Here is a 14,518-nt window from a genome sequence, read left to right on the forward strand (position 1 = left end):
GCTAAAGTCATCGCTTCCTGGAGGGCTGTTAAGCATTCGATAAACTTCAGCCTAAACTCCAGGGAGCTTTCTTGTTACGGGTGTCTACTGCTACTTCCTTAACATCCTCTAAGCTCAAGTCCTGATAGTTGAGATTGAGCGCATCAACGAAGCCCAGGAATTGTCCCGTGCGACTATAGGTTTCATCCTCATCGGTGTAGGCGCGCAGGCGCAAGGCATGGTCATAGTCAATTCTCAAGGTGATGGTCTGGCTCAAGAATTTCCGGTCCTTCAGGCACTCTCCCCGGTAGGTTTGCCCCATAAAGTCCACAGAACCGTGTTCCTGAACGACGCGATGAATTTCCTTCATCAAGCAGACATCGAGTTCTTCTTCGTCTAGAACTTCCGGTAGTATGCCGCCCAACCCACCCTTGCAGCCAGCGTTCGTAGCGAGTGTAGCACTTGTCTCGGGGATACGGCTCATGATTATAGGTCCAGAAGAAGCCATCTAGTACTCTTCTTAAGTCTCTGCGTTTGAGACGCGCACCCTTTTGAGCTTTCTCGATGAACTCCTTGACTTTGGGTTGTTCAATGAAGCCGCCAAAGTGCCTGAGTATATCCTCAATTGTCTTGAACCACCGCTCGACAATGCCGCCTTCTTTGGGACTTCTCCGAGTCTCACACTCAAAGTCAAACTGGCGACCAATCTGCTTCATGTGCTTGGACTTTGCCAAGTCTCTGCCGCTATCGGTGAAGAACCATTCAAGGGGAAGACCATAAGCGCCCCAGGTGGTGGGAATGTTCTCCGCTGCAAGAATCTCAAGCAGCTCGTCAGTCAGATACTCTTTTGGACATTGCTTGGGCATCGCTGCATGGCGTAGGGCTAACGCAACCTCGTTGGTGCCCGGCTGTTTTGCGCCTAGGAAGTAACCAAAAGACTGCTGGAGAAGGTATCGACAACGATGGTCAACCAGGGTCGATATGGGTTACCTTCCTCGTCATCCATGACTCCAACACAGTCATCGAGGGTATCAAGCGTTTCGGTCAAATCGAGAAAAGCAGAAGGAGTACTCATGGGACGATCGCCTCACGTCAGTCGCAAGGATGTTCAGCACAAGTGTACTGCTAACTGGCGGAAACAGCGACATAGATCGTGCGAATAAATTGTTAAGCTATATTAAGGTGTTAGCGACACAGATCGTGCGAACCCGGCGACAGCGACATCAATCGTGCGACCAAATCTTAAGGCTATTTTGAGTGCTGCAATGCCTAAAAGGTTTACTCAGCAACAACTTCAGCCATTCTGTTATGAGCGACATGATCGTGCGAACAGCGACATTTATCGGACGAGCGTACAATTTTAGATTGGGGATTTTGGATTGGAAGATTTTAGATTGCGATCGTCGCTTACTGAATCTAAAATCTCCGAATCTAAAATCTCTGAATTTGAAATCTCCAAATCCAAAAATTTCCCCCTCGCCTCCGGGTTCACAGGCGGCAAATTCGCAAACTTTGGCGGAATCTCGATCAGCGCTTTTGTAATCAGCACCGCCACCGGATTAATATCGCTAGCGTGAGCCTCTAATCCCAATCGCTGCACTTCTAGCGGAATCGAGCCGCCACCGCAGAAAGGGTCTAAAAGAGGAGAATTGCCGTTCGTAGATTTAAGAATTTCAGCTTGAGCTTCCGCTAAAATTTCTGCATTATTAATGTTTTCTCACTTCACTAACTTCTCAATTAGCTCTAGCAATCGCTGCCTTTCCTGCTCCTGCAATTCCTCAGTTGGAAACTCATCAGGGCGCGCTGAGGGATCATCAACCAATGAAGCAAATAGGACAGCACGACAACTTGCAAGCGGTCTTCTTGCCCACCATAAATGCAAAGTCGAAGGATGACCGTGACGAATTGATTTTTCTCTTGAAAATTCTTTATTAATTGCTTCTAAGGGCAGAGCAACTTCGATTAGCTTCTTGCGATCGGGCATTGGAACTTGAATAATTGGGTTTTGCTTTTGAAATCGTTCCCTTATTCAAGCTGTAAAAACTTATACTTTGGTAGACTTTACTAGAGTTTTTTATGACATCAATTCGCGGCAATTCATATAGTGTTTGTGTGGGCATGTTAGGCACTATGTGTAGCGGTTTAAGTGCAAAATTCACAATCCTTTAAATCTCAATCAAAAGAGATTTCATTCTCGCTTCATCGATCGAGGTTAAACTAAACGGATTGACCTGTAAGAGCATCAACTCCAGAAGAAACATGATTCTCCAGTCAATCTCCCAGTCTCTAACTGCCGACGAATTCATCCTGCGCTATGGCGACATCGATCGCTACGAACTCATTGATGGGGAACTGATCGAGATGGAGCCGACGGGAGTACATGAGCAAGTCGCGGCTTTTATTGGGCGAAAGTTGAATGTCGAGATCGATCATCAAGATGTCCCCTACTTCATCCCGCATCGCTGCCTAATCAAGCTACTGGGTACAGAAACGGCATTCCGCCCCGATCTGCTGGTGCTAGATCAAACCCAGCTTGCAAATGAACCGCTATGGCAGCAAGAGCCAGTCATCACATTCGGAAGTTCAATCAAGCTTGTCGTTGAAGTGGTCAGCACCAATTGGCAAAATGACTATGCTCGAAAAGCCGAAGATTATGCGATCTTAGGCATCCCAGAGTATTGGATTGTGGATTACTTGGGAATTGGTGGTCGAGAATATATCGGAAAACCAAAGCAGCCAACGATTACGATTTGTATGCTAGTTGACGATGAATATCAAAAGCGCAAATTTCAGAGGAGCGATCGACTAATTTCCTCCGTTTTTCCACAACTACAACTCACTGCAAATCAAGTCTTCTCAGCAGCGTGTTAGAAGCTACACAGACTCTTTCTCAATCTGTTCGCGTACCCACTGACGGAACGCCTTCATCACTGCGTTCCTGCCAACTGTTTTGCCTCTCCTCTAGAAATTTTGGAATCACATCGTTCAACGCTAGATTCGGAAAGGCTAGGCTTTTCGCTACTTCGACGTAGCTGCCGTTCTGCAACACATTGATCTTTAACTTGCCTTGATCGAAGCGCCAAAGTTCGGGAACCTTTAGCGATTCATAGATGCTGGGATGAGTGCGCGAAGTGATGTCGATTTCGATCGCCAAATCTGGAGGAGGATCAACGGTTAAGTCAAGCTTTCTCTTGCCTCGAATCACCGCTTCATTTTGAATGTAGAAACACTGATCCGGCTCTAATCCTTTTGCCTTTGGCTGCTTAAACGTGGTTGAGCCTAAACTACGAAATTCAGTGTCCAACTCTATGACCACGCTCCTAGCCATTCAGACCTAAACTTAGCCTACTGCGGCTCACTGCCTCTCTGCCAAAGATCTTGCCAGTTGTAATTGACGCTGGTGACCCCAAAATCCGGTTCCTTTTGAAAGGGCTGCTGCACATAGCGCACGATCGCCCGCTCTCCCGCATACCGACCCTTCGCCGCCGACACCTTAAACGCATCGCCCTCCGCAAACTCCTCAGACTGCGGAACCTGCACCAATGCCAAAATAAAACTTTCGGGCTGATTCAAAGCCGTAAGAATTTCGTTTTTCGTCACTGTCACCGTTTCTGCTCCTGCAATTCGGCCTTTCACCTCAATAAACCGCAGCCTGCTCGGATGCTCAGCCGTTTGTGGGATGCGCGATTCGATGTCATAGCCGCACTTTTGCCCACTCACATCTCGCGGCTCATGCCCGATCGATCGCTCCGCCGATATCACCGCCTGCATCGCCAGCATCTCAACGCGCTTCGTTTCTTTCGCAAACAGACTTGGCACAGATTGCCGCTTGCCTTGCAGTCGTTGCAGCAGTCCGATCGACACCACCAGCGCTCCACCCACGACCACAGGCGGCAGCGGAGACAATCGCCGCTCCTGCTCTAATTCCGTCTTGCGTTTTTGCAGCCGCGCCTCCAGTTCATCGGCTCTGGCTCTGGCTTTGGCCGAATTGAGCTTGGCGTTCACCTTACCCGCTGCTTCCTGCTGCTTGAGCGCTTCGGCTCGCGTGTCCCAGTAGAGAATTTCTTTGGCTAAGCGTTCATTGACGGCTTTCAAGGTTTTAGCGATCAACGCTTCTTTGCGCTGCCGCGCCTCTTGCAGATGGTCGGGAACCAAGTGAGCGATCGCATAGCTCGTCGCTTCCGCCTCTAAATCGCGCTGAAGCCAATCTTGCGCGACCAGCGAATCGACCAGCAGCCTTTCTGTATCGAAGGGCGATCGATAGTTGAGATACGGTGCATCGCCTGCATTTTGGGCATTTCCATCCGCATCGATCTCGACATACTGCATCCGTCTGGACACAATCCGCCGCTTGCCGCTGCTGTCCGTGCTGGCATCTTGAATCGAATGCTCTAGGTAGACGAGCGATCGCACCTGCTCACTCGGATCATTGTCATCGACCAGAATCGCGCCCTGCTTGAGCAAATCCCGATGGCGATCGAGCGTCAGTTCGATCACAGCTTCCAGCAGCGGATGCCCTGGACAGATAAAGGCAGCAGGCACTTTTCCCCGCAGATTGACTCGCGCTTTGTCAAAGCAGATGCGCTCGTAGCTGCGCGAAATCGGCTCACGACGGCGATCGATTGCCGTCGCGTGGTTGCGAATCACAGCCGGAACATGGGTAATTTCGTAGCGCTTCGGCTCTCGCAGCTTCACCGTGCCACCCAGTTGTGCGAACGCTTCCAGGAAAAACGAGGCGACAAAATGTTGCAAGCAAATCTCGCAGTCGCTGCGGATCAAGCCGATCGCGCACCACCTGATTAAGTCGATCGCGTACATCCAAGCGATCGCCATATCGAATCGCCTGAATCAACAGATCGCGCAGTTCGGCTCCGGCGATCGCTTTGCCCAGCACGTCAAACACTTTGCCGCCGAGGGCTTGCTGCTCTAAATCCAGCTTTTTGAGCAGTGTCAGATATACCTCGCCTTCGCGGGTTGCTTCGGCCACCAGATTCCACAGATGACAAACCTCAGTCTGTCCAATCCGGTGAATGCGGCCAAACCGCTGCTCTAGCCGATTCGGATTCCAAGGCAAATCGTAATTTACCATCAGGTGTGCCCGTTGCAGGTTGATCCCTTCGCCTGCCGCATCGGTTGCCAGCAGCACCTGCACTTCCACATCTTGCTTAAACGCCTGCTCCGCCTTTTTGCGCTCCTCCCGCCCCAGTCCGCCGTGAATCATCACGACTGCTTCCGATCGACCCAGCAAAATGCGAACGCGATCGGCCAGATAGTTCAGCGTGTCTCGATGCTCGGTGAAAATCACCAGCTTGCGCCGTTGCCCCTGAGCATCAAACAGTTCCACTTTTTGCAGCAGCTTCGAGAGTTCGTCCCACTTCTTATCTCTGCCGCTGCGTCGAACTCGCAGTGCCAATTGCTCTAGATCGCCAAGCTGATCGATCTCGGCTTGCAGTTCGGTCACGGTACGCGCTGCGGTTGCCTGATCGAGAACTTCGGATTCGGTTGCTTCCCGTTCTGCGGGCACAAGATCTTCAAAATCATCGTTCCAGTCTTCAAGATCGATCGCCTGTCCAAAGGAAATTTCTGCGGTTGCCTCACGTTTGGCTTCTTGCAGCCGCTTCTGGAGCCGATCGCGCCTGCGCCGGATCGACTGATAGATCGCTTCTGGAGAAGACGCCAGCCGCCTTCGCAAAATGGTCAGGGCAAAGCCCACTGTGCCTTTACGCCCGTTGTTCTCCAGCGCATCAGCGCGGTTAAATTCTGTACGAACGTAATCCGTGACCCGCTGGTGGAGCAAATCTTCCAATTCTGAAAGCTGATAGCCGACAGTATAGGCTTTGCGCTCTGGGAACAGCGGTCTGCCGTCAAACTTGAGCAAGTCTTCTTTGACCAAACGGCGCATCAGGTCAGAGGTATCGCTGGTGTGAACACCGTCGCGAAACTTGCCCTCAAAGCGATCGCCATCGAGCAGCGCCATAAATAGCTGAAAATCCTCTTCCTTGCCGTTGTGCGGCGTGGCCGTCATCAACAAGAAGTGACGGGTAATTTCGGACAGTTGCTTACCGAGTCGGTAGCGCTTTGTCGGCTGCACTTCGCCACCAAAGAACGAGGCAGACATCTTGTGCGCCTCGTCGCAAACGATGAGATCCCAATCGGTTTGCGCCAGCTTCGCCTGCAATTCGTCGCTGCGACTGAGCTGATCGAGTCGAGCAATCATCAGCGGCATTTCGCTAAAAGCGTTGCCTGTGCGAGCAGCTTCGATGCGATCGATTGTCAAAATCTCGAACGGCAAATGAAACTTCTGAAACAGTTCATCCTGCCACTGCACCGCCAGACAGCCCGGACACACCACCAAACACCGATGCAGGTCGCCTCGAATCAACAGTTCGCGCATCAATAACCCAGCCATAATCGTTTTTCCCGATCCAGGGTCATCAGCTAGCAGGAAACGCAATGGCTGACGTGCTAGCATCTCGCCATACACCGCCGTAATCTGGTGGGGTAGTGGTTCGACTAGCGAAGTATGAACAGCCAGCACTGGATCAAAAAGGTAGGCTAGTCGAATGCGGTGCGCCTCAGAGACCAGCCGCAGCAGTGCGCCATCACCGTCGAAGCTCCAGGGACTTCCCGCCGCGACAACTTCAAGCTCCGGCTCTCGATCGCGCATCACCAGTTCCGCACCAAGATTGCCGCCAGCATCTTTGTAAACTAGCGTCACAATGTCAGCGTGAGACCAAGTGACATCAACGATCGTGAAGGCGCGATCGGGCAAAATTCCGTTGACCGTCGTACCGCGACTCAATTCCTCCAGCCGAATCATAGGTAAACACGGGGCAGAACGTCAAGCAGATTGTTCCCGAAGCAATGCAGAACAGCACCCTTTAGAAAAATGCTGTTCCCATTCTTGCCTGCTGCTCTCGATCGCCGTTGGTCACTTCCCCAAGATGAGCAGGTTTTCACAAAGTCTTGCTCGCACTTGATGCCTGCTTCATTGGGCGCGGTGTCAGGCGGGGAGCGATCGCAGCATGTACAGGTCGCTATCTCGCATTCATCCATTGAACCTAGTTGAGATCGCTGCAATTCGATAAAATCCTAGCTTTTTAGTACATTTGTACTTATAATCTTTATTAGCTTTTAGTCCAGGGGCATCCCTTCCATTTCTTACGGATGGAATATCTGTCTGCACGGATAAGGTATCTAGACAAACAAGGAAGTAAAAAGATGGCTCCTTTGAATCGGTTTGAAGCGGGTTTAGCTAGGCTTCAAAACAGCGACTGTGAAGTTGATGCGACGGTGCAAAAGGTTCGACAGGAATACGAGAAGCAAGCTGACAGCGCTGACCAACGCCTGCAAGAAAAGCAAGCACGCGAACAAGTAAGGTTTTTCGGATAAAGTCGTCCCTAACTAAGCTTCAGCCCGCGAATACCCTCAAGCTAACAAGATTTCTGTTCCTCTAGCTAATGGTATCTACAAAATGCCTTTGCTAGAGAAGCAGAAATTTTACTTTCTACAAAAATTTCTATTTTTCCTGATTACTGATTGATGTTCTGTATAGGTGAATGAACTCAATTAGATAAGCGCAATAACGCTCATGACTCCCTATGATCAGTTCAAGCAAAGAGTAAAAGACTTGACGAGTCAACAGGGGTGCTTTGTAGATCAGGCGATCGAGACAGCTTTAGGGGAATACAGTCAGTTAGCAAGCCTCAATCAGACAGTAAAAGGTTTAAGGCAGCAGGGTTGCTCATTGAAGGCGGCTCTTGAAGCCTTACAAGGATACGAGAATTTGGCAGACCAAGCAGACAAGCTGCTGAAAATCAAGCAAGAAGTTGAATGGGAAATGAGGTTTGGGCAATAAAACTAGGATCAGTCAATAGAAAGGTGTCGATGTTTCGGCAAGCTTTGCACTAGATAGTCAACAAATTCTTCCAGTTGCTTGATCCCGCTATCTGGTAAATGGGCAGGAATCATATTCTTCAGGTGCTCAAATGCAGCGACATAAATTTCGTCAGCAAGGACTATTGGTGTAGTCGAATTATCGATGCTGTTGGTTCTTCCCCAGGTTAAGCAGTGGCTCAACTGCTCTAGAAACTGCTCGATGGAGAAATAGAACGCCTCAAGGCTACGTGGTGATGCAGTCTCTCTGATTTGTGGATGTAAGTTTAGGGCATGCTGTCCTATATTTTGAGCAAAATACTGCGATCGCTGCCGGTTCAGCCAATGAGCTACTACTTTTCCATCCCCTAGATCTGTCTGAAATTTTTCGAGTAGTTCAATCTGCTCTCGAAGACAAATTTGAGAACGCGCCTCCAATAAGTTTTCCCCTTGAAAGCTATCTAGTTCTTTCAATTTTGCTGCCAAAGTCCTTACGGCTTCTTGAAGCATTCGATCGACGCTGTCCGCGAGCACTTCCAATTCCTGATTGATCCCTGTGAAGGAGCGAATTTTCCCCTTTACAGCATTGAACTCGATCTGCTGAGTGCAGTCATTGTCAAGAAGGGGCAGACGCGCTTTGAGGGCTTCGACGACAAGATCTTGGCCTTGTATGCGCGGGGCATGAGTACGCGAGATATTCAAGCGCAGTTGCAGGAGTTGTATGGGGTCGAGGTTTCACCCACCCTCGTTTCAAAAGTCATAGAGGCAGTGGAAGAAGAGCGCAAACTCTGGCAAAACCGAAGTCTTGACTCTGTCTACCCCATTGTCTACTTTGACGCGATTGTGGTGAAAGTCCGCCAGGATAGTCGGGTAATCAACAAAGCCATCCACCTCGCTTTGGGTGTGAATCTGGCCGGAACCAAAGAGTTGCTCGGCCTGTGGATGACCCAGAACGAGTCAGCTAAATTCTGGCTCTCGATCTTGACCGAACTGCAAAGTCGAGGACTCAAGGACATCTTCATTGCCTGCTGTGATGGCTTGACGGGCTTTGCCGATGCAATTGAAGCGGTCTTCCCCAAAACCCAAGTGCAGTTGTGCATTGTGCATCTAGTGAGAAACTCGCTTTCGTATGTCTCCTACAAAGATCGCAAGGCGATCGCCGCTGACCTCAAAACGATTTACACAGCCGCAACCGAGGCCGAAGCTGACCAAAACCTGGTGGCCTTTGCCGAGCAGTGGGACAAGCAGTATCCGAGCATCAGCAAATCTTGGCTCAACCACTGGCAACACGTTATCCCGTTCTTCGCGTTTCCCGATGAGATCCGGCGCGCCATCTACACAACCAATGCGATTGAATCGCTCAATATGACGCTCAGAAAAGTGTTGAAGAACCATTGGGTCTTTCCGACTGATGACTCGGCGCTCAAGGTGGTGTACCTGGCGATCCACAACATTGCCAAGAAATGGACGACGCCGATTAAAAACTGGAAACCTGCTCTCAATCGATTCGCGATCGAGTTTGAGGGCCGACTACCCACCGACCGATTCCACCTTTGACACAAAAAATTGACATAGCCAGCAATCGAAAGAAACGTCGCACTGTCGAGCAGCAGGCAAGTAGTTATGCTGGAAGTTACGCAAGAATTTTGTTGAAAGGTTCCGATGCTCCTAAATTAGTCGAGGCTTACATCTTCACGAATGAATACGATCGCCCTCAGCTTTTGCAGCAAATTGACCCCAATTTCTCCAGGTAGGATGAACGGCTCACTTCTACGGGTCTGGTCAATTTCCTCTGTTTACAGAGTTTCTCAGCACAATAAAAATGCGCTCACTTGTTGAGAATGCTTTGATAGCAAACGCTTCCTCCCGTACTCACGACTCATCCGCACTCGCAGCTTCTGCACTGGATCGTCGGATTGATATAGACACAGCCAGCTTCCGGTCTTGCAGGCGTGCGTCACTCACTGGCTCATGTTTGAACCTTGATCTTAGAGTCACGACATCATCCACCGCGTATCAGCCAGCAATCCGCCTAAATGCACTTTGGTAGTGTTGCAGCGTCGTCTGGTCGAAGCACACAAAGCGCACCGTCCCGATCGCCGTATGACTCAGCAAGAACTGGCTGACCGTTTCAAACGCGATGCGGGCGGCAAGCTCGATTGGGAAGCCATGTCCGCCTGTGCCGATCGCCGGAAATGCGATCGAGTGCAACGCCTGCCGTGCCGCCAACGCTAAGCAGTTGCGGTAACACTCGGCGAGCAACGCTTCCTCATCCTGGCTGCCTCCCTGCCAAGTCGGACAAACCGTATGAATCACTCGGTACGCCTGGAGATTAAATCCCGGTGTCATGACTGCTGCGCCGACGCTGCATTGACCGATTTGACGACAAGCCTCTCGCAGTTGGGAACCCGCTGCGCGATGAATGGCGCGAGAAATGGCACCGCGATCGGACAAGGCGCGATCGGTTGAGTTGACGATCGCAGCGGTGTCCTGCTGGCTGATGTCGCCGAGTTGCGGGCCGCGATCGAAGGCATAAATCAAGCTGGAATGCCCGCTACTGCGGTGACTGGAGCGCTGATAGGACTGCGCTGAAGCTGTCTTTCGACAGCTAGCAAACTTTTGATCTTCCAACTGCTGTACGAGATCTTCGAGGGCGGCGGCTTCGGGAATCGACATCGGTGAGGGGCAACTGAGAATCTGCTCTCGCGTCTTTTGCAAAACGCTGCTCGCCGCTTGATAGTCGCCTTGATCCATCAGGCGCACCGATTCTTTTTTGGCACGGGCTGCCATCATCAGCATCACCTGCTGCTCGACTTCGGCGTTGAGCGGAAAAGCGTCAAGCTGGTCGGCGGGAACGACGGGCAGTTCAAGGACAGCCTGCATCTGCTGAAGCTGCTGTTCAGTGTCCGTCCAAGCGAGGCAGAAGCGACATAGCGCGGCGGCTGTATGCAGGGCAGGAATCTTTAAGCGCACCACCAGATCGATCGGATTGCTAAACCGTAAATTGGGCAGCTTCAGTCGTCCTTGCGTGTCCACATCGAGATCGTTGAGAACATCTGCAACCACGACTTCCCCGATCGGTTCTAGCGCGATCGACACCTGATGGCCGATCGTCGCCATCAGTCCTTGCAGTTCCTGCTCAAAAATGCTGGACAGTTGTTCGGCGTCGGCGATGTAGTAGTAGTTGCCGTCGCCGCTGCGGGCCATCGCTTCGAGCAAATCTTCGTTGTAGTCATCGCCTAATCCCAGTGTGGAGATACTGACGCCACGCTGCGCCAAGCCGTGTACATCGGTAGCGATCGCATCGGGATTGGTTTGTCCCACATTCGCCAAACCATCGGAGAGGAGAATGACGCGGTTGAGTTCAGCCGTGAGCAACTGACTGACCTGAATGCCGCCCTGCACCCAGCCTGCGTGCAATGCTGTACTGCCTCCGGGCTGAATCTGTTTGACCAACCGAGTCAAGCTGGCTTTGTGGTGAGCAAGCGTGCTGGGAATCAAGGTCTGCACCTGATCGTCAAAAATGGTGACGCTGAAGCGATCGCTCGGTAAAAGCTGCTCGATCGCATAGCAAACCGCCTCTCTCGCGTACTCGATTTTGTGGCGACTGCTCATCGAGCCAGAGCGATCGATGACAAAGCCGAGATTGAGGCTCGGACGGGCGATCGCAGTGGCAGGAGCAGGCGGCGGCACAATGCGCACAATCACATCGAGCGTAGTAGGCTGATGGGCGCAAATCGCAGCCCGCAGAGGAATCAGGTTGATTTGCACGGTCATGGTTTAGCAGACCTCCGTTTGGCGGTGAGGGAAATGAGCAGTTGCAGCATCCGCTGAAGTAAGTTTTGCTGCTCTTGAGTCGTTGAGGGCAAAACAAAGTCGGTTCGCACGTGCAGTTCTAAGCCCGGAAGAATTTCCAGACGCACCCACTGCGTTGACTGCGGCGACGGCAGGGGAACTGAAGGCGCGGGAGGGGGCAGGCTGGGGGCAGGCGATCGCCCGACATCCGGCTGCTTCTGAGCTTGCTGCGTTTGAATTTGTTGCAAAAATGCCAGGGCAGGATTGGCTGGAGCGACGACAAGCTGGACGCCGCCTTGCAGCAGTGCTTCGAGTTCTGAGTTCGTTTTGGAGCGGGCTAAGGTGTCGATCGCGGTTGCCCCGTAGCCTTCCGTGAGCAGTCGCCGCACCAGCAGCCCTTGCAGCAAATGGCGATAGGTGTAGCGAGCTTCCCGCCCGGTTTTGAGCGGTTCATCGAGCATTCCCTGGCTGGTGTAGTGCCGAATCAGTCGCGCCGTCACCTCCTCTCGCACGCGCGTATGAACTTTTTCATTTGGGAGAAACTGCGGCAGCAGATCGTTTGTGACTTGAACGAACTCGTCGATCGACCAGTTGGGGTTGTGCTGGGCTAACTGCTGCAATGTCTTCATGCACCCAGGCTAACTTTAACAATTACTGATGTCAATGACAATCAAAGTTGCAAATATAAAGCAGTCTTGCGAACGATCGCAATCTAGGGAAGCTTGTGCGTTTCGATCGCGGTTTTGCTGCCGCTAGATTAATGGGGAACACGCAGACATTCCCGGATAGAGGGTGCGTTTGCCCCAAACAAGGCTGAGTGCGGAACACCCAGTTGCCTGCGATTCAGTTTTGCTTTATAGTGCAGTTGTATTAACGCCCATCACATCGCCAACTCCAGTTTCCGCTGGAGTTTTTGTTAGGCATTGATTCAGCCTGATCAACCCTTGGTACATCCGCCTTGCTCCTGTCCTGGAACTGACTACCACAATGAGTGTCGTCAGGAAAATCATTCACGTCGATATGGATGCCTTCTATGCCTCGGTCGAGCAGCGCGACCAACCACGCTACCGAGGCAAACCACTAGTAGTCGGCGGCTCGCCCTCGAAACGGGGAGCAGTGGCAGCGGCCAGTTATGAGTCAAGGCAGTATGGCATCCACTCAGCTATGCCCTCGCGCACCGCTTACCAGAAGTGCCCATCCTTGATTTTCGTGCCGCCGCGCTTTGAGGTGTATCGATCGATTTCCCAACAGATTCGATCGATCTTCTTGGACTATACAGACTTGGTGGAGCCACTTTCCCTCGATGAGGCCTACTTAGATGTCACCGAAAATAAACTCGGTCTTCCTTCGGCCACCTGGATTGCCCAGGAGATTAAACAGCGCATCTTCGAGGAGACGCAACTGACGGCCTCGGTAGGCGTGTCGATCAACAAGTTCCTTGCCAAGATTGCCTCTGGGATGAATAAGCCCAATGGCTTATTCGTGATCACGCCCGATCAAGCCGCCACCTTTATCGAGCAGTTACCGATCGCCCGCTTCTACGGAGTTGGGCAAGTGACAGCGGCGAAGATGCACAAGCTGGGTATTCACACAGGAGCCGACCTCAAGCAGTGGAACGAGGTCGATTTGGTGAAGCAGTTTGGCAAGGTGGGCAGCTTTTACTACCGCATCGCCAGAGCGCAAGATGATCGCCCCGTGCAGCCGCATCGCCTCCGCAAGTCGATTGGCGCAGAGAACAGCTTTGATCCCGACTTGAGCGATCGTGCCAGGATACTGACCGAGTTGGAGGCGCTCGCCCAAACACTCATGCAGCGGGTAGACCAACAGCAAACCTGGGGACGGACGCTCACGTTCAAGGTCAAGTTGCCGACTATCACCTGATCACTCGCAGCAAAACAACCGCGACACCGATCGAGTCGATCGAGGCCATGATGGGCTTAGCCGAGGAACTGCTCCAACTCACCGAGATCGGCCATAAGCAGGTGCGGTTGTTGGGATTGGCGCTGTCCAACCTCAAAAACGAGGGCAACACCAGCTATGTCCAGCTTGAGTTGGAATGTTGACAATCTCGTTGCGCTCAGGAGTCCAGGGGCTGTAAACCTGAGGCTATGGGCGGTTGAATGCTAATGAAGCCAGGCAAGCGATGGGTAGGTCGTGCGGATTTGCCAACGTTTGATCGCCGGACGACTGCTCCTGCGATCGCTGCACTGCTTGTCGCTACAGCGGCGATCGCTGGTTTTTACCAACATACAATCGTTGGTTGGTATTTTGAAGAACAAGGAATCGATCGACTGCACTCGCAGATTTAATCTTTGATTCTTCAGAAACTAGATCTCATACTCCTGACTGAAAACTTTTAGTAATTGGAATCGACTGCTTCAACGTCTCATTTTCCTCAACCTACAATCCTCTATTTAAAGCAGTGAGAAATGACACCTTAAGTTATTAAAACTATTTAGACAACGGGATACACCTTAAGGATTGTTGAGAGTGCAACTCACAGATTTGCACTTCTCGGCGCGACACAATCCGCAATTCGTGGGGATAGCGTGGACGAGGATCGCCCACTAGCCAAATAGGAGGCACCAACATTGCTTCGTAGTAATCAATCTGATGCAAAACTCCTGGTATTGCTTTGAGTTCTACCGTTGTCCCTGGTAAGTACTCAAACATTTCATCCCAGTCAATTGCTGACTCGGTGTTCATCCTACTTCCTCCACAGAACTCTAAAACAATTACTGCCAAGCAGTGTTGAGTGTAATGCATCCCCAAAACTGGACAGTGAGCCGCAAGTACACTGAATCCAGCAAGGAGATCCAATCATGGCCGCTAATCAACGCAAGTACACCGCCCAGTTCAAGGCAAAAGT

At 51.5% G+C, this 14,518-nt stretch carries 12 protein-coding genes and 3 pseudogenes; 7 read left to right on the forward strand and 8 right to left on the reverse strand.

What is annotated here, in order from left to right; genetic code table 11:
- Positions 1-46: 46 nt before the first annotated feature.
- On the reverse strand, positions 47-487 hold the full coding sequence (locus H6F67_RS16245; protein WP_190767671.1) for a Mu transposase C-terminal domain-containing protein: 441 nt from the start codon (positions 485-487) through the stop codon (positions 47-49).
- A gap of 43 nt (positions 488-530) precedes the next feature.
- Here H6F67_RS16245 and H6F67_RS16250 point away from each other — a divergent pair, with 43 nt between their 5' ends.
- Positions 531-860: a hypothetical protein gene (locus tag H6F67_RS16250; RefSeq protein WP_190767672.1), complete on the forward strand. Its 330-nt coding sequence runs from the start codon at positions 531-533 to the stop codon at positions 858-860.
- Positions 861-1,453: 593 nt separating this feature from the next.
- Here the strand turns inward: H6F67_RS16250 and H6F67_RS28525 are convergent.
- A pseudogene (locus H6F67_RS28525) lies at positions 1,454-1,963 on the reverse strand (DUF1156 domain-containing protein); the annotation flags it as partial.
- Between the two features lie 275 nt (positions 1,964-2,238).
- On the opposite strand from H6F67_RS28525, the gene H6F67_RS16260 reads away from it, so the two are divergent.
- Complete coding sequence (locus tag H6F67_RS16260) at positions 2,239-2,850, forward strand: Uma2 family endonuclease (protein WP_199304462.1); 612 nt, start codon at positions 2,239-2,241, stop codon at positions 2,848-2,850.
- Between the two features lie 19 nt (positions 2,851-2,869).
- Here the strand turns inward: H6F67_RS16260 and H6F67_RS16265 are convergent, their stop codons facing one another.
- From H6F67_RS16265 to H6F67_RS27775, 3 genes are read right to left on the reverse strand one after another with little or no spacing between them, the layout of a single operon-like run.
- Positions 2,870-3,283, reverse strand: a complete 414-nt coding sequence (locus tag H6F67_RS16265) for a Uma2 family endonuclease (RefSeq protein ID WP_242020667.1) — start codon at positions 3,281-3,283, stop codon at positions 2,870-2,872.
- A 41-nt stretch (positions 3,284-3,324) separates the two neighbouring features.
- A complete protein-coding gene (locus tag H6F67_RS27770; RefSeq protein WP_313926842.1) occupies positions 3,325-4,674 on the reverse strand; it encodes a DUF3883 domain-containing protein in 1,350 nt (449 codons plus the stop codon).
- A complete protein-coding gene (locus tag H6F67_RS27775; RefSeq protein ID WP_242020668.1) occupies positions 4,586-6,799 on the reverse strand; it encodes a DEAD/DEAH box helicase in 2,214 nt (737 codons plus the stop codon). The genes H6F67_RS27770 and H6F67_RS27775 overlap by 89 nt, the downstream gene beginning before the upstream one ends.
- A gap of 347 nt (positions 6,800-7,146) precedes the next feature.
- Between H6F67_RS27775 and H6F67_RS16275 the strand changes: the two genes are divergently transcribed.
- Positions 7,147-7,371 (forward strand): hypothetical protein, encoded by a 225-nt coding sequence (locus H6F67_RS16275; RefSeq protein WP_190767673.1) that lies wholly within the window; start codon positions 7,147-7,149, stop codon positions 7,369-7,371.
- 199 nt (positions 7,372-7,570) lie between these two features.
- Complete coding sequence (locus tag H6F67_RS16280; protein WP_190767674.1) at positions 7,571-7,837, forward strand: hypothetical protein; 267 nt, start codon at positions 7,571-7,573, stop codon at positions 7,835-7,837.
- 8 nt (positions 7,838-7,845) lie between these two features.
- Here H6F67_RS16280 and H6F67_RS16285 read toward each other — a convergent pair whose 3' ends face one another.
- The gene (locus H6F67_RS16285; RefSeq protein WP_242020670.1) at positions 7,846-8,556 is read right to left on the reverse strand and encodes a hypothetical protein; all 711 of its coding nucleotides are present in this window, start codon (positions 8,554-8,556) and stop codon (positions 7,846-7,848) included.
- On the opposite strand from H6F67_RS16285, the pseudogene H6F67_RS16290 reads away from it, so the two are divergent.
- Positions 8,467-9,411 (forward strand): annotated as a pseudogene (locus tag H6F67_RS16290) (IS256 family transposase); the annotation flags it as partial. The gene H6F67_RS16285 and the pseudogene H6F67_RS16290 sit on opposite strands and share 90 nt — an antisense overlap.
- Before the next feature lie 459 nt (positions 9,412-9,870).
- Here H6F67_RS16290 and H6F67_RS16295 read toward each other — a convergent pair.
- A complete protein-coding gene (locus H6F67_RS16295; RefSeq protein ID WP_190767677.1) occupies positions 9,871-11,631 on the reverse strand; it encodes a macro domain-containing protein in 1,761 nt (586 codons plus the stop codon).
- Positions 11,628-12,278, reverse strand: a complete 651-nt coding sequence (locus H6F67_RS16300; RefSeq protein ID WP_190767678.1) for a MerR family transcriptional regulator — start codon at positions 12,276-12,278, stop codon at positions 11,628-11,630. Before H6F67_RS16300 ends, H6F67_RS16295 begins: the two co-directional genes overlap by 4 nt.
- 358 nt (positions 12,279-12,636) lie before the next feature.
- Here H6F67_RS16300 and dinB point away from each other — a divergent pair.
- Together dinB and H6F67_RS16310 are read left to right on the forward strand one after the other, a co-directional pair.
- Positions 12,637-13,712: pseudogene (dinB, locus tag H6F67_RS16305) on the forward strand (DNA polymerase IV).
- A 63-nt stretch (positions 13,713-13,775) separates the two neighbouring features.
- Positions 13,776-13,958 (forward strand): hypothetical protein, encoded by a 183-nt coding sequence (locus tag H6F67_RS16310; RefSeq protein WP_190767679.1) that lies wholly within the window; start codon positions 13,776-13,778, stop codon positions 13,956-13,958.
- The last annotated feature ends 560 nt before the right edge of the window (positions 13,959-14,518 follow it).

The organism is Microcoleus sp. FACHB-1515 (genome assembly GCF_014696105.1).
GTDB lineage: Bacteria > Cyanobacteriota > Cyanobacteriia > Elainellales > Elainellaceae > JAAUTJ01.

Excerpts from the sequence above, each read along its gene's own strand:
- H6F67_RS16245 (WP_190767671.1), bottom strand. The coding sequence starts at position 487 with ATGGCTTCTTCTGGACCTATAATCATGAGCCGTATCCCCGAGACAAGT.
- H6F67_RS16260 (WP_199304462.1), top strand. The coding sequence starts at position 2,239 with ATGATTCTCCAGTCAATCTCCCAGTCTCTAACTGCCGACGAATTCATC.
- H6F67_RS27775 (WP_242020668.1), bottom strand. The coding sequence starts at position 6,799 with ATGATTCGGCTGGAGGAATTGAGTCGCGGTACGACGGTCAACGGAATT.
- H6F67_RS16275 (WP_190767673.1), top strand. The coding sequence starts at position 7,147 with ATGGAATATCTGTCTGCACGGATAAGGTATCTAGACAAACAAGGAAGT.
- H6F67_RS16280 (WP_190767674.1), top strand. The coding sequence starts at position 7,571 with ATGACTCCCTATGATCAGTTCAAGCAAAGAGTAAAAGACTTGACGAGT.
- H6F67_RS16295 (WP_190767677.1), bottom strand. The coding sequence starts at position 11,631 with ATGACCGTGCAAATCAACCTGATTCCTCTGCGGGCTGCGATTTGCGCC.
- H6F67_RS16300 (WP_190767678.1), bottom strand. The coding sequence starts at position 12,278 with ATGAAGACATTGCAGCAGTTAGCCCAGCACAACCCCAACTGGTCGATC.
- H6F67_RS16310 (WP_190767679.1), top strand. The coding sequence starts at position 13,776 with ATGAAGCCAGGCAAGCGATGGGTAGGTCGTGCGGATTTGCCAACGTTT.